Source organism: Glaciimonas sp. Gout2, from assembly GCF_035018905.1.
GTDB lineage: Bacteria > Pseudomonadota > Gammaproteobacteria > Burkholderiales > Burkholderiaceae_D > Glaciimonas.
The window spans coordinates 14,640-34,775 of sequence record NZ_JASJXA010000034.1 but is presented as its reverse complement, the minus strand read 5'-3'; the positions used below and the strand labels follow the sequence as shown (position 1 = coordinate 34,775).

At 48.8% G+C, this 20,136-nt stretch carries 17 protein-coding genes and 1 pseudogene; 10 read left to right on the top strand and 8 right to left on the bottom strand.

All coding sequences use genetic code 11. From position 1 onward, the window contains the following. Window positions 1-9: 9 nt before the first annotated feature. Together QN379_RS18675 and QN379_RS18670 are read right to left on the bottom strand one after the other, a co-directional pair. Entirely contained in the window at window positions 10-1,599 is a 1,590-nt protein-coding gene (locus QN379_RS18675) for an efflux transporter outer membrane subunit (RefSeq protein WP_323507284.1), read from the bottom strand. A gap of 218 nt (window positions 1,600-1,817) precedes the next feature. Then, complete coding sequence (locus QN379_RS18670) at window positions 1,818-3,290, bottom strand: MFS transporter (protein WP_323507283.1); 1,473 nt, start codon at window positions 3,288-3,290, stop codon at window positions 1,818-1,820. Window positions 3,291-3,629: 339 nt separating this feature from the next. Between QN379_RS18670 and QN379_RS18665 the strand changes: the two genes are divergently transcribed. From QN379_RS18665 to ftsB, 3 genes and pseudogenes are all read left to right on the top strand, one after another. Further along, window positions 3,630-5,288, top strand: coding sequence for a CTP synthase (locus QN379_RS18665; RefSeq protein ID WP_322237274.1), 1,659 nt, complete (start codon window positions 3,630-3,632; stop codon window positions 5,286-5,288). Window positions 5,289-5,634: 346 nt separating this feature from the next. Next, window positions 5,635-6,918, top strand: a complete 1,284-nt coding sequence (eno, locus tag QN379_RS18660) for a phosphopyruvate hydratase (protein WP_322237276.1) — start codon at window positions 5,635-5,637, stop codon at window positions 6,916-6,918. Between the two features lie 87 nt (window positions 6,919-7,005). Then, window positions 7,006-7,278, top strand: a pseudogene (gene ftsB / locus QN379_RS23735) (cell division protein FtsB); the annotation flags it as partial. Between the two features lie 400 nt (window positions 7,279-7,678). Here the strand turns inward: ftsB and hslO are convergent. Together hslO and QN379_RS18645 are read right to left on the bottom strand one after the other, a co-directional pair. Beyond that, on the bottom strand, window positions 7,679-8,608 hold the full coding sequence (gene hslO, locus QN379_RS18650) for an Hsp33 family molecular chaperone HslO (protein WP_322237281.1): 930 nt from the start codon (window positions 8,606-8,608) through the stop codon (window positions 7,679-7,681). A 39-nt stretch (window positions 8,609-8,647) separates the two neighbouring features. After that, on the bottom strand, window positions 8,648-9,172 hold the full coding sequence (locus QN379_RS18645) for a gamma carbonic anhydrase family protein (RefSeq protein WP_322237284.1): 525 nt from the start codon (window positions 9,170-9,172) through the stop codon (window positions 8,648-8,650). A gap of 198 nt (window positions 9,173-9,370) precedes the next feature. Here QN379_RS18645 and QN379_RS18640 point away from each other — a divergent pair, with 198 nt between their 5' ends. Next, window positions 9,371-10,240: a ferritin-like domain-containing protein gene (locus QN379_RS18640; protein WP_322237287.1), complete on the top strand. Its 870-nt coding sequence runs from the start codon at window positions 9,371-9,373 to the stop codon at window positions 10,238-10,240. Between the two features lie 48 nt (window positions 10,241-10,288). Here the strand turns inward: QN379_RS18640 and QN379_RS18635 are convergent, their stop codons facing one another. From QN379_RS18635 to QN379_RS18620, 4 genes are all read right to left on the bottom strand, one after another. Continuing rightward, window positions 10,289-10,846, bottom strand: coding sequence for an RDD family protein (locus QN379_RS18635; RefSeq protein WP_322237289.1), 558 nt, complete (start codon window positions 10,844-10,846; stop codon window positions 10,289-10,291). A gap of 138 nt (window positions 10,847-10,984) precedes the next feature. Beyond that, entirely contained in the window at window positions 10,985-11,632 is a 648-nt protein-coding gene (locus QN379_RS18630; RefSeq protein WP_323507281.1) for a DUF3106 domain-containing protein, read from the bottom strand. A 161-nt stretch (window positions 11,633-11,793) separates the two neighbouring features. Next, complete coding sequence (locus QN379_RS18625; protein WP_322237293.1) at window positions 11,794-12,198, bottom strand: DUF3619 family protein; 405 nt, start codon at window positions 12,196-12,198, stop codon at window positions 11,794-11,796. Beyond that, complete coding sequence (locus QN379_RS18620) at window positions 12,195-12,764, bottom strand: RNA polymerase sigma factor (RefSeq protein WP_322237295.1); 570 nt, start codon at window positions 12,762-12,764, stop codon at window positions 12,195-12,197. The genes QN379_RS18625 and QN379_RS18620 overlap by 4 nt, the downstream gene beginning before the upstream one ends. Before the next feature lie 652 nt (window positions 12,765-13,416). Here QN379_RS18620 and QN379_RS18615 point away from each other — a divergent pair. The 6 genes from QN379_RS18615 (at window position 13,417) to QN379_RS18590 (ending at window position 19,929) form a co-directional block, all read left to right on the top strand. Continuing rightward, window positions 13,417-15,144, top strand: a complete 1,728-nt coding sequence (locus tag QN379_RS18615) for an acetolactate synthase 3 catalytic subunit (RefSeq protein ID WP_322237297.1) — start codon at window positions 13,417-13,419, stop codon at window positions 15,142-15,144. After that, window positions 15,144-15,635 (top strand): acetolactate synthase small subunit, encoded by a 492-nt coding sequence (gene ilvN, locus QN379_RS18610; protein ID WP_205319759.1) that lies wholly within the window; start codon window positions 15,144-15,146, stop codon window positions 15,633-15,635. Before QN379_RS18615 ends, ilvN begins: the two co-directional genes overlap by 1 nt. 191 nt (window positions 15,636-15,826) lie before the next feature. Then, a complete protein-coding gene (gene ilvC / locus QN379_RS18605; RefSeq protein WP_322237301.1) occupies window positions 15,827-16,843 on the top strand; it encodes a ketol-acid reductoisomerase in 1,017 nt (338 codons plus the stop codon). Window positions 16,844-17,214: 371 nt separating this feature from the next. Next, window positions 17,215-18,105 carry an ion transporter gene (locus QN379_RS18600; RefSeq protein ID WP_322237304.1) on the top strand — a complete coding sequence of 297 codons (891 nt, stop codon included), beginning with the start codon at window positions 17,215-17,217 and terminating at the stop codon, window positions 18,103-18,105. A gap of 187 nt (window positions 18,106-18,292) precedes the next feature. Then, window positions 18,293-19,048 carry an SIMPL domain-containing protein gene (locus QN379_RS18595; protein WP_322237306.1) on the top strand — a complete coding sequence of 252 codons (756 nt, stop codon included), beginning with the start codon at window positions 18,293-18,295 and terminating at the stop codon, window positions 19,046-19,048. Window positions 19,049-19,290: 242 nt separating this feature from the next. Continuing rightward, window positions 19,291-19,929: a phosphatidylserine decarboxylase gene (locus QN379_RS18590; protein ID WP_322237309.1), complete on the top strand. Its 639-nt coding sequence runs from the start codon at window positions 19,291-19,293 to the stop codon at window positions 19,927-19,929. The last annotated feature ends 207 nt before the right edge of the window (window positions 19,930-20,136 follow it).

Here is a 20,136-nt window from a genome sequence, read left to right as displayed (position 1 = left end):
CTCACGAAATTAATTGGTTTTATTAGTTTGGATAACGGGTTTGTTCTGAGTGTTTTGTGCGGTAGGGCCAATAGCAGGGCTATTTAGCGCATCCTTGTTCATGGCGTCTTTGCTTAAAGCGCGCACATCCCAACCGCCGCCGATGGCCTTGATCAAACCGACACTGGCTACCAATTGGCGTCCGCGTATTTGCACGGCGGTGCGAGCGTTAGTCAACGCTATTGTTTGTGCGGTGGCAACACTTAAGTAGGTCGTAGTACCAGCCTGGTATTGGCTCAGCGCTAACCGTTCAGACAGTTGCGAGGCAGCGACGGCCTGATCTTGCACGGTGCCCTCCTGATCCAGTACATGCAGCGTCGTCAGATTATCTTCGACGTCCTGAAAGCCGCCCAAGACCGTTTGTTTGTATTGTGCAACTGCACTGTCATAAGATGCGATGGCCTGATCACTATGCGCGCGCCGTAATCCGCCATCGAAAAGTGTTTGCGCCAGCGCACTACCAAGCGACCATACGCGGCCTGGCGTATCAAACCAGGTCGCCAGGCTGCCAGCAGTAAAAGCGCCGCTGGCATTCAGCATCAGAACAGGGAAATAGGCTGCCTTGGCAACGCCTATATTGGCATTGGCAAGCGCAGCGCGGCGTTCGGCGGCGGCAATATCCGGCCGTCGCTCCAGAAGATCAGAGGGCAGGCCGGGCGGGACGATGGGCAAATGCGCGACTAAAGGTGACAGTGAGGCGGACGGTATGGCGGGAAGCGAAAAGGCTGCCGGTGATTTACCGGTCAAAATGGCTATTGCGTGTTCCAATTGGCCACGCTGTGCGTTTAGATCGATAGCCTGCGCTTGGGCTGTTTTTAATTGTGCTTCGGCCTGCGCAACGTCAGAGCGTAAGGCGACACCTGCGTTGTACTGACTTTGAGTCAGTTTAAGCGAGCGCGTATAAGCCGCATCGGTGCGGGCATATAAATCTTTAAGTTGATCGGTTATCCGCAGTTGCAGATAATCTTGTGCCAATGTGGCCTGAATACTCAACCGTGCTGCAGCAAGATCGGCTGCACTTGCTTGCGTACCAGCTTCGCCTGATTCCACCGCGCGTCGCACGCCACCCCAGATGTCCGGCTCCCAACTGGCGTTGATAGAGGCATTGTAGCTATTGCCCTGTGAGGCCACGCCACTGCTGATGGTTCGCGCACGACCCGCTCCAATGCCGACGCCTGCGGTTGGCCAAAAACCTGAGCGAGCGACATCAGCGGTGGCACGTGCCAGACGATATTGGGCTTCCGCCTGACGGATATTTTGATTGGCACGATTGGCTTCAATGATGAGCGCATTGAGCGTGCTATCGCCATACATTTCCCACCATTGCTGGTTGGCATCGATTTGTTGCGGGGTTGCCGTTTTCCAGGCGGTATCTTCTTTAAAAGCGCTTGGAGTATCGATTTGCGGCCGTATGTAATCCGGCCCGACTGCGCAGCCACCCAATAGTGTAATCGTCAGTAATGTGACTGCGGTGACTGCGGCCGCCCTAACAGATACTTTTACGGCAGAAGGGCGGGTCAGATGGGCGTGTTGACAGGGATAAAATGTGGTCGAGGTCATGGCCTGCATTGAGCGGTTGGGCTATCGGACGGAATGCCCGTCCGTCAATGCAAGTAGCTGCCGGACTGGCATGTTTACCACCGTACTTTAAGCGCCGCCAAGGGACGACAGGCTGTCATGAATATGACAAATTTGTCAGTTTCAGATAAAAAATTCTTTAGGGCAATAAATACTACTTAGTCAGCGGCTACGCGTAGTTGCAAGCACACAATACGCGGTTACATTTTGGTGTTATTTTCTCTTCCGTGTCGAATACGCAAAGCGCTAATAATTGTCGCGAGCAACGTGGCTGAAGCGGCAATCCAAAGCGACAAATGGACCGCACTGGCATCGATCAACGCAGAGTTAATCGGAGAAGTAATATTCACTGAGGAATCAGGTGATGCACTTAGCGTGCTAGCCAGATGACTGCTTGCCGCCGTTAAAGCGATGGCGACCATCGCTGCACCCAGCGATTGACCGAACGTGCGGGCGATTGCCAACACGCCGGAAGCTGTACCGCTGCGCGAACGCGGTGCATTGGTCATCATTTCGCGGTTGTTCGGGCTTTGAAAAAATCCAAATCCTAGGCCACAAATAAAGGCGCGCCACAAAATATCCATCACCGATGGATGCGGGCCAAGACAGGCCAGTAACACCAGGCCGATTGTGTATACAGCCAGACCGCAAGTGGACAGTAATGCCGCCGGGTAGCGATCAGCGAGCCGTCCGGCGATGGGCGCAGTAATCACGATTGCCACGGGCCACGGTGTAAATAGGGCTGCCGACATTAGTGGACTGAAACCATATGCGCCCTGAAATAAAAATGGTAGCGCAATAAACGCAATGCCTTGACCGACGAATGAGCACAGTGACGTGGCCACGGCCATCGAAAACCGAATCGAAGAAAAAATATCGAGTGGTAATAAAGGCGCGGGTGCACGTTTTTGTCGGAAAATAAAAAGCACTACGGCGATAAGGGCAACAATGGCAAGTACCAGTTCGTTGAACAAGCTATCGTGTCGGGACAATCCGTCCACTGCAAGTACGATGGCGGCTAACGCTAGCGCCGAGAGAACCGCACCGGCCACGTCAAATTTACCGCCGCGACCACGGTCAGATGGCAGCACGCGTCGCGCTAATGTCAGCGTAAGGATGCCGATCGGAACATTGACCGCAAATAGCCAGGGCCAACTCAATACCGATAGCATCGCGCCGCCAATAGCCGGACCCGCGGCTAAGGAGGACGCGACCACCATGGCATTGATACCAAGTGCCGATCCAAGTAGACGTGTAGGAAAAATATTACGATAAAGCGCTGGACCGATACTCATGGCCGCAGCCGCACCTATTCCCTGGATAAAGCGCAATATATTGAGCGTCGTTAACGACTCAGATAAAGCGCAACCGAGCGAACTAAGCGTAAACAGGAAAATGCCGCCCATATACAAACGGCGAAAACCAATCACGTCGCCGAGCGAAGCAAAGGCCACCATCGTCATCGCACCAGCTAGAATATAGGCGTTCGCAATCCAGACAGCCGCCGACGGGACGACGTGTAAATCACGCGCAATGATCGGAAGTGCAACGTTGACAATAGAGCCGTCCAGGACCGTCATTCCGGTACCCAAAATCATGACAATAATGGCGACGCGTCTCTGCGCGCCAGAAATTCCATCATCACCTTCTACATCGCTAAAAAGTCTGCTCATATTGCTGGACGCTGAAGAGTGTGTTGCCGAGCCGTCGACAGATGATGATGCGAAATAAGAAAAAACACGGAGAAGTCCAGGTTGGCAGGCGATTGAGAGGTGTGCGGTAGTGCGGAATTATTACATGATGCACAATTTTTTGCCGACGCCGGTCTTGTAATGTCATTTTGTCCACGACATTTTTAATTTTTTTTTGACGAACAGAAGATTGCGTATATCGGAACGGGAACAAAGCTACGATGACCACTACACGATAATTGCGTGCTTTTTTCAGTAAGAATTGCCTCCGATTGAGGTATAATTCGAATTTCCCGCATGTGCCGTTCGGCACCATCCGCAATGACCAAGTTTGTATTTGTTACTGGCGGCGTCGTGTCTTCCCTAGGTAAAGGGATTGCCGCCGCTTCCCTCGCCGCGATCCTCGAATCGCGTGGCCTAAAAGTCACCCTCATTAAGCTCGATCCGTACATCAACGTCGATCCAGGCACCATGAGTCCGCTCCAACACGGTGAAGTTTTCGTCACCGACGATGGCGCTGAGACTGATCTCGATCTCGGCCACTATGAGCGTTTTATTACAACGCGCATGAAGAAAGTAAATAACTTTACTACCGGACAGGTCTATGAGGCCGTTATCCGCAAGGAACGTCGTGGTGAATACCTCGGTAAAACCGTGCAAGTGATTCCGCATATCACCAATGAAATTCAGGACTATATTCATCGCGGAGCAGAAGGCTTTGACGTGGCGCTAGTCGAAATCGGCGGTACTGTCGGAGATATCGAGTCGCTACCGTTTCTTGAAGCAGCACGCCAATTAAGTTTGCGGGCTGGTCGCAAGGCTGCCGCATTCGTGCATTTGACATTGGTGCCTTATTTGCCATCTGCCGGTGAACTGAAAACCAAGCCAACCCAGCATAGCGTACAAAAATTGCGTGAAATCGGTATATTGCCCGACGCCCTCTTGTGTCGTGCAGACCGTCCTATTCCGGATGAAGAGCGGGCCAAGATTTCGCTCTTCTCAAACGTTGAAATGGCAGCGGTGATTTCAGTGTGGGATGTCGACACAATCTATAAAATTCCTCAAATGCTCCATGATCAGGGACTGGATGCGATCATTTGCGAAAAGCTCGGCTTGACACCAAGTCCTGCTGACCTGACGATGTGGACCAACCTTGTCAGTGCGCTGGAAAATCCAAAACACGCGCTGACAATCGGCATAGTCGGAAAATACGTAGATTTAACGGAGTCGTATAAATCTTTGACGGAGGCCTTGCGTCACGCCGGGATCCATACAGAATCGCGTGTCAACATTGAATATCTGGACTCAGAAGAAATCGAAGCCAATGGCGCGAATTCACTGATGAAATACGATGCTATTTTAGTACCAGGCGGATTTGGTAAGCGCGGTGTAGAAGGTAAGATCATGGCGGCGCGGTTCGCTCGGGAAAACAAAATACCTTACTTGGGTATTTGCCTGGGTATGCAAGTGGCCTTGCTCGAATATGCACGTAATGTAGCCGGCTTGACATTGGCAAACTCAACCGAATTTGACGAACAGACCGAGCAGCCTGTCGTTGCACTCATCAATGAGTGGCAAAATCACGACGGCAAAGTTGAAACGCGTGATGCGAATTCAGATTTGGGCGGAACGATGCGTCTGGGTGCTCAGACTTGTCAAATCAAACCAAACACGCTAGCTTCTGAAATCTACGGTTCAACCGTGACAGAGCGTCATCGTCACCGCTACGAGGCCAACAATCATTATCTGGACCGTATCGAAGCGGCCGGTTTAGTGGTTTCGGCACGTACGCCTACCGAAGATTTATGCGAAGTGATGGAATTGCCGCGAACTGGAGAACATGCGCATCCTTGGTACGTCGGCGTGCAATATCATCCAGAATTCAAGTCGACGCCGCGTGATGGGCATCCATTATTTATTTCGTTCATTTCTGCAGCGTTAGCACATCAGCAAGCCGTTGTGAGTAATGCAAAGACTTAAAGCATGACTATGATCCATTTAGCTTAAAATTTAGATATGCGTCATCATCTTGGAATGATGGCGTATCACTTTTGTTAAGCTACATTAGCCGAGCTACATTATTATTGCGTTACATGAATCGCCTTAAGGCGAGAGTCGGTGGTCAGTCTGGCAATATTGGAATAGCCAAAAAGCGACTTCTCCTCATACTTTTTTTTGGGATGCTTTTTAGGCAACAACCGAGATACTAAGCTGAGGATTAATCTAAAGCATGAGGTTAAGTACGAATTCAGGCACTAAGTGAGACATGAAGTGAGACATTTAGTCACGTATTAATTAAGACGCATCATTACGGAGATAGAAATACATGAGTGCAATTGTTGACATCATCGGCCGCGAAATCATTGATTCACGCGGCAATCCAACTGTCGAATGCGACGTCCTGCTAGAATCCGGCGTGATGGGGCGTGCATCGGTCCCATCCGGTGCTTCGACTGGTTCCCGGGAAGCAATCGAATTGCGTGACGGCGATAAAAATCGCTACGGCGGTAAAGGCGTATTGACTGCCTGTGAACATATTAATACAGAAATTTCTGAAGCGATCATGGGTTTGGACGCTAACGAACAAGCATTCCTCGACCGGACGCTGATTGATCTTGACGGCACCGAAAACAAAGGTCGTTTGGGTGCCAACGCCATGCTGGCAGTTTCAATGGCAGTCGCTAAAGCGGCGGCTGAAGAGGCCGGCTTGCCACTGTATCGTTATTTTGGCGGTAGCGGTGCGATGCAAATGCCTGTTCCGATGATGAACGTGATCAACGGCGGCGCGCACGCAGACAACAACCTCGATATTCAAGAGTTCATGATCATCCCGGTTGGCGCTCCTAGCTTCCGTGAAGCGATTCGTTACGGCGCTGAAATATTTCACGCGTTGAAAAAAATCCTGCAAGAAAAAGGATTGACAACATCAGTTGGTGATGAAGGCGGTTTTGCCCCTTCAGTTGCTAGTCATGAAGAAGCGCTGAAGTTGATCATTCAGGCGATTGAAGCGGCTGGCTACGAGCCAGGTACACAAGTCGCACTGGGCCTGGATTGCGCAGCCAGTGAGTTTTACAAAGATGGTAAATACGTGCTGGCCGGTGAAGATATGACACTAACGAGCGCGCAATTCACCGGTCTGCTGGCATCGTGGTGCGACAAATATCCGATCATCAGTATCGAAGACGGCATGGCCGAAGACGACTGGGATGGCTGGAAACTTCTTACCGAGACTTTGGGTAAGAAAATACAGTTGGTTGGTGATGATCTGTTTGTGACCAATACCAAAATTCTGCGCGAAGGCATACAAAAAAATATCGCGAACTCGATCTTGATTAAGATCAACCAGATTGGTACGCTGACAGAGACGTTTGCTGCGATTGAAATGGCGAAACGCGCTGGCTATACTGCGGTGATCTCGCATCGTTCAGGTGAGACCGAAGATTCTACTATTGCGGATATCGCAGTTGGTACAAACGCATTGCAGATCAAAACCGGCTCAATGTCGCGTTCCGATCGGATGGCGAAGTACAACCAACTGCTGCGTATTGAAGAAGATTTGGGTGATATCGCCAGTTATCCGGGTCGTGCTGCTTTTTATAACTTGAAGTAAAAGTATTGCGAATTGCCTTATGTAAATCCGGCCAGCGAGTTAATTTAATCGCTGGCCGGATTTGCATAAATTGAATATGGATTGTTAATGCGTCTTATCGCTATTTGCCTTACTGTGTTGTTGGCGTTGATCCAATACCCTTTGTGGTTAGGAAAAGGCGGCTGGCTGCGAGTCGCTGATATGGGGCAGCAAGTCACCACTGCGCATGAAAAAATCGTCGAGCTGAAAGCAAGGAATGCCAAGCTGGATTCGGAAGTACATGATTTGAAAGAAGGGACCGGTGCTGTCGAAGAGCGCGCTCGTACTGAGTTGGGCATGATCAAACAGGATGAAATTTTCGTCCAGATATTAGATCCGAACAATACTGAACTGGTATCGACGCTGAAGGAAGCGCAACTATTGTCAGACAAGGTGGGCGCTGCGATACCGGGCAAGACAGAAGATAAAGCGCCAAAGAAGACCACGGGTTTGAAGTCTGCTAAGCCTGTTCATCCGACCGCTAAGCGAGTGTTGAAACAAGCACAAGTCAACATTGCTCAACGGGTGGCGCAGCAAGTACGGGACTAATCTGTCTACGCTTTAGCTAGCGTTAAGTGCAACAACTGAAATTCCCCAAGATCATTCCATCCAATTTATATCTTGCAAGATTGCCAGCGCCGGTAACCCTTTAAGGTATCGGGCTGGATCGTGATCTTTACAATAGGAAAGGGCACTCCCTTTGCCTGTTGCTAATGCTTATTACCTACGAATTAATACGTGCTTAATGCTTAATATTTCCGGTACCTAACAAGGTCTCTACAGGTGCACTGATAGCGAAAAGGTGCGCGCAGTCGACTTTGTCAAATGCATAATTTTGACCGCAAAAATCGCAGTCGACCGATACGTTGCCCAACTCAGCAATCGCTTCATCAACTTCTTTTTGTCCCAGCATCTGCAGCATGTTGCCTACCTTTTCTCGTGAGCAGTTGCACACAAAACTAGGGTGTTGTGGTTCAAAAACGCGGACTGTTTCTTCCCAGAATAAACGTCGCAATAATGTCTGAATATCGGTCGATAGCATTTCAGCGGGACGTAATGTCGCACCCAGCATAGACACGCGATTCCAGCTTTCCAGCGGGTCTTCTTCAGTAATGCCAATCCCGCCATGGTTGGGCAACTTTTGTAATAGCAAACCACGCGAGACGTTGGCATCAGCAGCCAGCCACAACTTTGTATCAAGTTGCTCTGAACGCAGCATGTAATTTTCGATCACCTCCGCAACGTTATCGCCATCGAGAGGCACGATTCCCTGATAGGGTTGTTGTCCTGGCATTTTGTCTTGCGGATCAAGTGTGATGGCAAAACGACCATGACCGTTGACATTCACCAGTTGGGCCAATGTAGCACCATCCTCTACTACCGTATCGGGGACTAGTTTTGCTGTGGCGCGCATCTGCAACTTGGCATCGCATTCGACCACCAACAGGCGGATCGGGCCATCCCCGTGAATTTGCATCACGATCACGCCATTGAATTTCAAATTGGCGCTCAACAAGGCGGCCGCTGCCATCATTTCGCCCAGCAAATTAGTCACTGCTGGCGGATAGTTTCGACGCGCCAATACCTGCTGCCAAGTGTTAGAAAGTTCAACCAACTCGCCTCGAACCGAGGCGTTTTCGATCATAAATTTTTGTAGATTATCGTTACTCATATCCATTACGTTCTTTGTACCTTTTTCGGTCATTACTCTCTAGCCGATTTTTTTAAGTTGGGTTTTATATTCCTGACCGCGTTCGGCGTAAGTTTGCGCGCCTTTTACCAACTTGGCGATTTCTTCTTCCGTTAACATGCGGGCCACCTTGGCTGGCGTTCCCATAATCAATGCATTATCGGGAAAGACTTTGCCTTCGGTTACCAGAGCACCAGCGCCAACCAGACTATTTTTACCGATCTTGGCACCATTGAGTATCACAGCCTGTATCCCAACCAACGAGCCATCGCCAATGGTGCATCCGTGCAACATAACTTGATGACCGATAGTGACATTTTCGCCAATAGTAAGGGGATAGCCGTGATCAGTATGCAAAACTGAGTTTTCTTGTACATTGCTGCCGAGACCGACCGTAATCAGTTCGTTGTCTCCACGAATGGTAACGCCGAACCAGACGCTGGCTCTGGCCTCAATCTTAACCTTGCCAATAAGCGTCGCGCTCTCTGTGATGTAGGCGGATGGGTCAACGTCGGGGCAATGTTCGCCAAGTTGGTAGATACTCATAATTCTCCGTAGAATGTGGGTGTTTGTTTTGATCGGTGACAGGATCGTTTTGTAGATTATTTAATTGATTATATTTATCTACTTTATTCCTGCACCAGGTTTTGACGAAATTTATTTACATTTTACGCCGCGGTTTGTTGTAACTTAAATCGCAATTATTCCTAAAAATCCTATTTTACCGCTGCTAGCATGAAGAGTATGTCTGAACCTATTTTTGTTGTTCCAGAAGCAGAGTTACCACCAGTATTATCGCCTGAACTGTTGCCCGAGTTGCGTGCATCGGCCTTGCGCTGCTTGCTATTGCGCGATCCTGCGGCAAAGGTATTGGAGGTAGCGGCATTAAACGCTGATTTCAAAAATAACACCCTTACATTGGATGCGCATGCTTCGCTGGTGGGTGAGGCTGAAGCAGGCGCGATTCCGGGTCGCCCGTCTCGGCCCGAACTCGTATTGCCTAAAACATTGAAGCATCGGTCCATGCGCACCGAGGAAGGCCGCGCCGCACTGATCCACGCGCTGGCACACATTGAGTTCAATGCTATCAATTTGGCGTTAGATGCTGTGTGCCGTTTTCCTGCTATGCCGGACCAGTATTACACTGACTGGCTGAGTGTCGCGGTGGAGGAGGCGCAACACTTTGGCATGTTGGCGCGACATCTGCAGACCTTAGGGTTTGCCTATGGTGATTTCCCCGGGCATAACAGCATGTGGGAAATGGCTGAAAAAACAAAAGATGACATTTTGGCACGCATGGCGTTGGTGCCGCGTACCCTTGAGGCGCGTGGATTGGATGCCACACCCGCTGTGCGGGCAAAAATTGCGCAGGCCGGAGACTTAGCCGCGGCCGAGATTCTCGACATTATTTTACGGGAAGAGGTGGGTCATGTCGCGATTGGTAACCATTGGTATAACTGGCTGTGTAAAGAGCGCCAGCTTGAGCCGATTGCAGCCTTTGCCAATCTGGTAGTCCAATATCAAGCACCGGTTTTGCGTGGACCTTTTAATTTGGACGCACGCCGCGCGGCAGGATTTTCGGAAGAAGAACTGGCGGTATTGCAAAGCGGCTAACCAAGGGATTCGAGATTTGACGTAGCTGGATTGTAAGGCCCCTAGTCTTTAATGATACCAGCGTCTTTTTCCTGGCGGCTTTACGCTTTCCACCATGTCTACTAATTTGGTCCCCGCCAGTCGGTCATGCAAAAACTGACGCTGTGGGTCAAGATAAATAGTGAGTGACCATAAAACAAAATTCAAAACGGGAACGATTGCCAGCATCCAGGTGTGCGCGCCGAAAGCCCAGGCGAGCATCAATCCAGGAAGAAACCATAGCCATGCTAACAAATAGCGCGCCAAAGCGTCTTTTGCCTTCATTGCGCTACCATCTTTATTGATCAACTGGAGTCGCCAGGTTTTCATAGCCAGCGTTTGACCACCGTGACTCCAGCACCAGACAAAATACGCGGTCAACACCACGAATAGCCATATTTGCTGGCCGTGCCGCAAATACAATGCGTTGCGTTGCTGTAGCAATGTCGAAAAAAGCAAACCGGCGATGAACAGGATGCCAAACAGCAGCATTGCCTCGTACATCATGCTGCCAAAGCGCCTTTTAAGCGATGGCGTTGCGGGTTCAGTGGAAATAACGGTATCGTTGGATGGCGCGGAAGGATTCAAGGTGCGATTATTTCTTTGTACGTGTGGCGATCAATATAACCGACTTATAGCTTACTTTTAGCCGACTTACAGTGCTGACTATTCGTCAAATTTTAGCATCGACCGCTTCGGCAATGTCGTGACCTATCCAGATCTGATTTAATGGCCAACTGCATCAACGGCCGATGCCGGACTCGCAGTTTGCGCCGGCGCTGGCACCGCAGCAGGCACTGGTTTCGGTGCCAGCTGAATTGGTTTTGCTTCTTTAGGTTTGGTTTGGGGCGACAGCACTTGCGCAGTGATGCGCTTGCGGTTATTTGCCGCCGCCGCTTCTGCTGCTAATTTTTGTTTTTCTGCTTCCGGCAATTGTTGATATTCTGCCCAACGTTTCGCTCGTTGCTCGGTGTCCAGTCTTCTGTTCCTAGCGTAATTTTCACGCACGACCCGCCGTTGTTCAGGTGTCAGATTTACCCAATCATGCATTCGGTCCTGAACCCGTGATTGTTCGGTAGGACTCAGGCTGGCAAAACGTTTACTGATCTCAACCCACTTTTTTCGAGTGGAGAGTTTTAAGCTATTCCAGCCAGAAGCCAGCGGCGCTAATATCAGTTTCTGTGCAGCAGTAAGATCTTCCCATTCGGCTTTGCTGTCGGTCGGTTTGTTGACCTTTGATGGATTGGCAGGTTTTGGCTTGATCGCCAATTCGCCTGTCGCCTTACTGTTGTTGCCTACAGTACTTGTGCTGGCGCTCGCACCAAGGGCATCGGCAGCATGTGAAGGACGCATCAGCACCGACGCAGAGCTCATTATTAACATTAATACTGTCAATAAGGTAAGCATAAAAGTACGCGATTTAGCAAGGTGCTTTAAAGATAGAAGTTTACCTATAGATGTGGCTTTGCTATTTGACAGCGCAGTCGCTGCAAGTCGCTCTTCATTATTTTCTATTGTTGGTATTAGCGCCATTCTTATTCTTCGTGTTTGGCAAGATAAGTATCAAAACCTCGGTCTAAATAAGCGGAAGGCGGGACTTCATCAGCAAGTACAGCGGCGTCAATAGCCGCAATTTCGGTTATACGATGTTGTTGCTCATACTGATACAGGCCGAAAAATAGCACAACGCCAGTAAGTATCGGCGCAGCAACGCCTAGTCGCGTCCACCATGAAGTAGCTTGTGGGAAAAAGCTATTTGCTGTTCCTGCAACAACATTTTGGTGGGCGACAACGCGTAAAGGTTTGTCGGCTTTCTTGCGAGACAAGGCCATTTGACGTGCAGCGGCCAGCCGGTCCAATGTGGCTGTCGGCATGTCGTCGATACGCTCATTAAGCGCGTGGCGTACTTTGTACGCAAAATTGATGTCTTTACTGCTCATAAACTTATTCCTTTGGCCCTAAGCGCTTGTGCCAGGGTGTGTGTAGCACGAGAGCAGTGTGTTTTTACACTGCCTTCAGAGCAACCCATTGCGGCGGCAGTCTCGGCGACATCCATGTCCTCCCAATAACGCATCAGGAACGCTTCCCGTTGACGCCCAGGCAGCTTTTGAACCTCTTGATCAATGATTTCGAGGATTTGTTCTCGTTCAAGCTGGGACGAGCTGGACTCAGCAGCTTGCGAGCCGTCCTCTGATTCATACGTTTCAAGCACGTCATAATCTTCGTCGCTGGTCTTATCGTGACCCATGCTCGAAAAAAGACTAACCCACGTGTTGCGTACTTTTTCACGCCGAAAATAATCGAGGATCGTGTTTTGCAAGATGCGTTGAAACAACATCGGTAACTCGGCAGACGGTTTGTCACCGTATTTTTCCGCAAGCTTGATCATCGCGTCCTGGACAATGTCCAGCGCTGACTCGTCCTTGCGGACTGCGTACACCGCCTGTTTAAAAGCGCGTCGCTCTACGTTTTCGAGAAAATCTGAAAGTTCTTTATCGGTTGCCATGCATTGTGGCGCGCGTTTCACCGTGTGTCATACAGAGTGTCATTCGCTGCCAGCCAGTGAAAGTTGTTCAGAATTTTGCTGCGTTGTTGCGGGCAAACTAGTTTCTAACGCGTCCTGAGTAATCAAAGAGTATTAGTTCGCTCGTAAGCGCTGACTAATTTATTGATGCATCAGGTTGAATCGTTAAAAAAGGGATTTTTAAACTGATCGAATGCTATCAAAAATACAGTGCTCGTGGGGCAATAATACGTAGTTGTGTTCAAATTAGGAAGATTTCAAGAGGGTTTCGTTGAATTTGCCTTGACCAAAATGAAAGTACGCATTATGGTATCACTCCACTTCAGCATCCTGAAGTGGACCCATGGTCTTTTCGCGACCAGCGCAAGATGCTGATTAGTGACAAGACGCGCTTCATATTTGAAAGCTGTTTGCTCTAACCCGTGCCACAAGCGCGAGAGAATGGACGTGTTGCTTCAAGGTAATTGGCTGAACGAGTCGCGCGAAGCGACATTTTGAATCGTATCTACGGGTACGCAACGAAATGTTGTGAAGGCACAAAAAAGGAATGCCAAAATCCATGTAGCAAGCCGCCGTTATCATTAGGAGAGAGCATCCGATCAATTTCCCATGGACCTTGAAAGGACATAGAAGCATGAGTCAAGATACAAATTTGCCCATTAGCGGCGCAGAAATTTTAGTTCGTTGTCTGGCAGAAGAGGGCGTCGAGCACGTTTTCGGCTATCCAGGCGGCTCGGTGTTATACATTTATGACGCCATATTTCAACAAGATAAATTTCAACACATACTAGTTCGTCACGAGCAGGCTGCGATCCACGCTGCTGATGCCTATTCGCGCAGCTCGAACAAAGTCGGTGTAGCGATTGTCACCTCCGGTCCCGGCGTCACCAACGCGGTCACTGGCTTGGCAACTGCGTATATGGACTCGATTCCGATGATCGTGATTTCGGGTCAGGTTCCTTCCTATGCTATCGGTGAAGATGCTTTTCAGGAGTGCGATACCGTTGGTATTACACGTCCTTGCGTTAAGCATAATTTCCTTGTCAAAGATGTCAAGGATCTGGCTGAAACGGTTAAAAAGGCATTTTATATTGCCACTACCGGTCGTCCTGGACCGGTGCTGATTGATATCCCTAAAGACATCACCATGCATCGCCATGTATTTGCGTATCCGAAAGAAGTCGAGATGCGTTCGTACAAGCCTGTAGATAAAGGTCATTCAGGACAGATCCGCAAAGCACTGCAATTGTTGCTAACTGCTGAACGCCCGATGATTTATACCGGCGGTGGCGTGATTCTGGCGCATGCATCGCCAGAGTTGAACCGTTTGGTTGATCGTCTTGGCTATCCTTGCACCAATACCCTGATGGGATTGGGTGGTTACAAAGCGTCAAGCGATAAGTTTGTCGGTATGCCAGGCATGCACGGCACTTACGAAGCCAATATGGCGATGCAGAATTGCGATGTATTGATTGCTATCGGCGCGCGTTTCGACGATCGCGTGATTGGTAATCCTAAACATTTTGCTAGCAATGCACGCAAAATTATTCATATTGATATCGATCCATCGTCGATTTCCAAACGCGTCAAAGTCGATATTCCAATCGTCGGTAACGTAAAAGACGTTCTGCAAGAAATGTTGGCTCAGCTAGAAGCTGCTGAAACCAAGCCAAACGCTATTGCTTTGGCTGCTTGGTGGACGCAGATTAACCAATGGCGTTCACGTGATTGTCTGAAATTTGAGAGTTCGTCAGAATTTATCAAGCCGCAATCTGTCGTGGAAAAAGTTTGGCAGATTACAGACGGTGATGCGTTTATCACATCGGACGTTGGTCAACATCAAATGTGGGCAGCGCAATATTATCGTTTCGATAAACCACGTCGCTGGATCAATTCCGGTGGTCTTGGCACGATGGGTGTTGGCTTGCCGTACGCCATGGGTGTGCAGATGGCGAACCCTGGTTCTACTGTCGCTTGTATTACCGGCGAAGGATCTATCCAAATGTGTATCCAGGAACTGGCGACCTGCAAACAATATCACTTAACGCCAAAAATCATCCTTCTGAACAATCGTTTCCTCGGCATGGTGCGTCAATGGCAGCAAATTGATTACGGCTCCCGCTACTCTGAGTCGTATATGGATTCGTTGCCTGACTTTACCAAACTGGTCGAATCGTATGGCCACGTCGGTATGAAAATCGAAAAACCTGGCGATGTCGACGGTGCGCTGAAAGAAGCGTTTGCCATGAAAGATCGCTTAGTGTTTATGAACTTTATTACTGATCAAACCGAAAATGTCTGGCCGATGGTGAAGTCGGGTAAGGGCTTGACTGAAATGCTACTCGGTTCGGAGGATCTGTAATGCAACATATTATTTCCGTACTGCTAGAAAACGAAGCCGGTGCACTCTCACGCGTAGTGGGTTTGTTCTCCGCTCGTGGCTACAACATTGAAACATTGACGGTCGCACCGACCGAAGATGCAACCCTGTCACGGATGACCATCGTGACAAGGGGTTCAGATGAAGTGATCGAACAGATTACTAAGCATCTGAATCGTCTGATTGAAGTCGTCAAAGTGGTCGACCTGACCGAAGGCGCGCATATCGAACGCGAACTCATGCTGATCAAAGTACGTGCGGTCGGCAAGGAGCGTGAAGAAATGAAACGCACTGCGGATATCTTCCGGGGCCGCATAATTGATGTCACGGATAAGTCTTACACTATTGAATTGACTGGTGCCAAAAGCAAGCTGGACGCCTTTATAGAGTCGATAGACCGGGCTTCAATTTTGGAAACGGTCCGTACCGGTGCCTCGGGCATTGGACGCGGAGAACGTATCTTAAAGGTGTAAAAGTTTCGTGTCAGGGATGATTTAATCATGTCTGATGCGTCATTCTTATGTGCATAAGCGGTAATGCGTGAGATGTAAAGCAAGACTGAAAAAGTCACGCTTTCGGATGTGTTTCCACTAACTGAATGTATCGAACTGATTTGGATTGTCTAAACAGTTCTCTATCAATTGAATTATTACTAGGATTAAAAATGAAAGTTTTTTACGACAAAGACGCTGACCTTTCACTGATCAAAGGCAAAAACGTTACTATCATCGGCTACGGTTCACAAGGTCATGCGCACGCGCAAAACTTGAATGACTCCGGCGTTAAAGTGACTGTTGGTCTGCGCAAGGGCGGCGCATCGTGGGATAAAGCGGTCAATGCAGGTTTGAAAGTTGCTGAAGTCAATGATGCTGTTAAAGCTGCAGACATCATCATGATTCTTTTGCCTGATGAAAACATCGCCCAGGTTTACGCGGAAAATGTTGCTCCATACGCAAAGCAAGGCGCCACACTGGCGTTTGCGCACGGTTTCAACGTACATTATGGCCAAGTAACACCACGCGCTGATTTGGACGTCATCATGATCGCGCCAAAAGCACCAGGCCATACTGTTCGCCAAACATACACACAAGGTGGCGGCGTTCCCCACCTGATTGCCATCTATCAAGACAAATCTGGTACTGCACGTGACATCGCTCTGTCGTATGCAACTGCAAACGGTGGCGGTCGCGCTGGTATCATCGAAACTAACTTCCGTGAAGAAACTGAAACAGACTTGTTCGGTGAGCAAGCAGTTTTGTGCGGTGGTGCAGTTGAACTGATCAAAGCTGGATTCGAGACATTGGTTGAAGCTGGTTATGCACCAGAAATGGCTTACTTCGAATGCCTGCACGAATTGAAACTGATCGTTGATCTGATCTATGAAGGCGGTATTGCCAACATGAATTACTCAATCTCGAACAACGCTGAATACGGCGAATATGTTTCGGGCCCACGTATCGTCAACGAAGAAACAAAAAATGCAATGCGTGCGATTCTCAAAGACATTCAAACTGGTGAATATGCAAAGAGCTTCATCCTTGAAAACAAGGCTGGCGCACCAACGTTGATCTCCCGTCGTCGTTTAAATGCAGAGCACCAAATTGAAGTTGTTGGTGAAAAACTGCGTGGCATGATGCCATGGATTAAAAAGAACGCAATGGTGGACCAAACTAAAAACTAATACAGTTTTTAGTTTCAAGAAAGGTAGGGCATCATTGCTGTAATCGCTTGCAAGCGACTACAGCGTGAAGTCGACAAGCTGTGCACACGCACAGCTTTTTTTGTTTACCACCCTCAGGATCAAAAAAAGAGCAATCATCGCTCAAACCAGATACCAAGTCTCAGCATCAAGAACTAAGAAGCAGGGGAGCGGTCATACTCGGGCTTAGAATCAGCGCCTAGTTTCGAAAGTAAGTATTTGGCCTGTTAAGCAAACAAGGGGGCGCATTTGCGTCTCTTTTTGCTATAAAGTCGTGATACCTGTCGTTGAGAGACATTGTGAGTCGTAATTAGTCATTTATTTATCAATCCGAAAAATCATCCCCACATAGCATGACAACAACGGTTTTTAAAAAGCCCCATTTTGGTAAGCCCGATCAATCTTGGCGGGCGCGACTATATACAGTCATTTTTGAGGCTGACACTGTTGCCGGGCGGCGTTTTGACACAGGGCTATTAATTATCATTGTTCTGAGTGTTGCCACGGTTATCGTCGATAGCATCGGCACAATTCGGGCTCGCGATTTTTTGATATTGAACGGATTGGAATGGCTATTTACCATCCTCTTCACGATTGAATATGTCGTTCGTTTGCTTTGCGTGAAGCGGCCGTTGCGCTATGCGACAAGCTTGTTTGGGGTGATTGACCTGTTGTCGATATTACCCACATACCTGGCTATATTGTTGCCCGAGTTTCACTTCCTCATTGATGTGCGGTTGCTGCGGATGTTACGCGTGTTTCGAGTCTTAAAATTACCGCGTTATTACGATGAATCGCAGGTTTTGTTACAGGCACTGCGTAATAGTCGGCACAAGATATTTGTGTTTCTCGGTGCCGTGATCATCATGAGCGTCATTCTTGGAACGATCATGTATGTCATTGAGGGACCGGAGAATGGCTTTACCAGTATACCTGTCGGCATGTATTGGGCCATCGTGACGCTGACTACCACCGGGTATGGCGATATCCATCCTAAAACGCCATTCGGACAGTTGATTACCTCCATGGCCATGTTGCTCGGTTACGGCATCATTGCTTTGCCGACAGGCATTGTTGGGGTAGAGCTGGCCATGAGCATGATGCGAGGGACACCGACCACGCGCACTTGTGTAAATTGTTTAACTGAAGGTCATGAAGCTGACTCGTTATTCTGTAAACATTGTGGCGAAGCATTGCCACCTTATCAATATGATGCCATCGCCACTTCCCCGCCGCGGAAGTAAACATTTGGTTAAATCATCTGCTTCATCCCATAGAATAAATCTATGTGAATTTAGTTGGCAATGAGAACTAAACCGGAATGCCGTCATCAAAGTGGCAATCTATCATCTTGTTGTTACAACTTCATGAGCTGTGAATCCTATTGAGATTCACATCTCTAGTACAAACCTCTATTTTTGGGAAAATACTATGTCGCCATACCGTAATTTAGTGGTTTTATCCGTGTTGGCAGTCGCTAGTCTGAGCGTATATGCACAAACTAAAGTGCAGACGACCGGGGCTTTAGTCGTCGTACCTGCTTACGGTGAAGTCAAGCACGTCAATGACGAGGTGCGCGTGACCTTCACTATTGAAGAGCAGGATAAAGACAAAGCCGCAGCGGCCTCGCGCGTGAACCAGAAGATGAAACAGGGAGCCGAGATCCTTAAACGGCAAGACCCTCAGGCTATCCTGCAGACGCGCGGTTATTACACCTATCCGGTTTACCCTGAAGAGACGCAGCCTCGAACCAATACCAATAAACCACGGCAACCCACTGGTTGGCGTGTCGGTCAATATCTGGATGCCACCACAACCAACTTGAATACTTTGCCAAAGACCGTCGCTTCAGTGCAAAGCGTGCTCGGACTGAATGGTCTACATTTCAGTCTCAGTGACGCCACCAGCAAAAAGATGGACGATCAGCGGATCGCCGCTACCTATCTGAATTTGAATGAGCGAATCGGTTCTATTGCACGTGCTATGGGGCGCAGTGAGTCGGATGCGGTACTGGACACGATTGATTTTGAAGGCTCTGGAAACTATGCGCCAGAAGCCGCCATGCCTAAAGGCGCAATGATGATGCGCTCGGTATCAATGGATAGTGCGCCAGTGGAAGAGCCAAGCTTCGAGCCAGGTGAAACGACATTGACCATGCGCGTGGTTGGCAAAGTGCGCTTCAAGTGACAATTCGGGTCGCCACTTCCTCAGTTGGATTGTCGTCAGACCGAGATCGGGTCGCCTGTATTTTTGCCGTTTCGTCGTTCGCGTGCCAAAAGTCGCGCGCTAATGGCGGTGTCCGATTGTTTTCAAGCTATTATGGAATTAGTTACTGATTGCAATGCAAAGGGTTACATTTGCCCCTCGCTCGACTAGAATAGCCTCGCTATCAAATTTCTATCATTTCTTTAAGACAATCCGGAGCGCAGTTGAATAATTACCCACATCCTATTATCGCCCGCGAAGGTTGGCCGTTTCTCGCCATTGCTTTTGCCGTGGCGTTGCTGATCAGCTTTTTCTCGATCGGTTGGTCCATTCCTTTTTGGATTATTGCCTTATTCGTATTGCAATTTTTTCGTGACCCACCACGCGTGATCCCACAAATCCCTGGCGCGGTAATTTCTCCTGCTGACGGTCGTATTGTGGTTGTCGAAAAAGCCCATGATCCTTACGCTAATCGTGAAGCATTAAAAATCAGCGTTTTTATGAATGTTTTTAACGTCCACTCAAATCGTGCGCCCGTTGATGGCAAGATCGAAACGATGCAGTATTTTCCGGGCAAGTTCGTCAACGCGGATTTGGATAAGGCATCGATTGAAAACGAGCGTAACGCATTGGTAATCACTGCAAAAAACGGTCAGACAGTCACTTGCGTTCAGGTTGCAGGATTAATTGCACGCCGTATTCTTTGTTATGTCAAAGTTGGTGATGTTCTTGCGCGCGGACAACGGTATGGATTTATTCGTTTTGGTTCACGGGTTGACGTCTACTTACCATTGACTGCGACACCGAAAGTTGCCGTAGGCGATAAAGTCTCAGCAACAGAAACCATTTTGGCTGAATTTTAAGTTTCGCCAAAGAAATCTGTAAGACTAGTCGCGGCTAAACAATGCCTGATGCCAATGCCTGAGGCGTTTGGAGTAATCCAAGCGAGTCGCGCAAGTCAACCGCGCTTCAACCGTGCATTGTTTATCCCGACCTTTAGCAAGGCCGTATGACCGGTTGTGATAGCTTTATTGCATCATCATCACCACAAATTTGATTTATAGATTGAA

Coding starts and splice junctions, on each gene's coding strand:
- QN379_RS18675 (WP_323507284.1), bottom strand. CDS start 1,599: ATGACCTCGACCACATTTTATCCCTGTCAACACGCCCATCTGACCCGC.
- QN379_RS18670 (WP_323507283.1), bottom strand. CDS start 3,290: ATGAGCAGACTTTTTAGCGATGTAGAAGGTGATGATGGAATTTCTGGC.
- QN379_RS18665 (WP_322237274.1), top strand. CDS start 3,630: ATGACCAAGTTTGTATTTGTTACTGGCGGCGTCGTGTCTTCCCTAGGT.
- eno (WP_322237276.1), top strand. CDS start 5,635: ATGAGTGCAATTGTTGACATCATCGGCCGCGAAATCATTGATTCACGC.
- hslO (WP_322237281.1), bottom strand. CDS start 8,608: ATGAGTAACGATAATCTACAAAAATTTATGATCGAAAACGCCTCGGTT.
- QN379_RS18645 (WP_322237284.1), bottom strand. CDS start 9,172: ATGAGTATCTACCAACTTGGCGAACATTGCCCCGACGTTGACCCATCC.
- QN379_RS18640 (WP_322237287.1), top strand. CDS start 9,371: ATGTCTGAACCTATTTTTGTTGTTCCAGAAGCAGAGTTACCACCAGTA.
- QN379_RS18630 (WP_323507281.1), bottom strand. CDS start 11,632: ATGAGCTCTGCGTCGGTGCTGATGCGTCCTTCACATGCTGCCGATGCC.
- QN379_RS18625 (WP_322237293.1), bottom strand. CDS start 12,198: ATGAGCAGTAAAGACATCAATTTTGCGTACAAAGTACGCCACGCGCTT.
- QN379_RS18620 (WP_322237295.1), bottom strand. CDS start 12,764: ATGGCAACCGATAAAGAACTTTCAGATTTTCTCGAAAACGTAGAGCGA.
- QN379_RS18615 (WP_322237297.1), top strand. CDS start 13,417: ATGAGTCAAGATACAAATTTGCCCATTAGCGGCGCAGAAATTTTAGTT.
- ilvN (WP_205319759.1), top strand. CDS start 15,144: ATGCAACATATTATTTCCGTACTGCTAGAAAACGAAGCCGGTGCACTC.
- ilvC (WP_322237301.1), top strand. CDS start 15,827: ATGAAAGTTTTTTACGACAAAGACGCTGACCTTTCACTGATCAAAGGC.
- QN379_RS18600 (WP_322237304.1), top strand. CDS start 17,215: ATGACAACAACGGTTTTTAAAAAGCCCCATTTTGGTAAGCCCGATCAA.
- QN379_RS18595 (WP_322237306.1), top strand. CDS start 18,293: ATGTCGCCATACCGTAATTTAGTGGTTTTATCCGTGTTGGCAGTCGCT.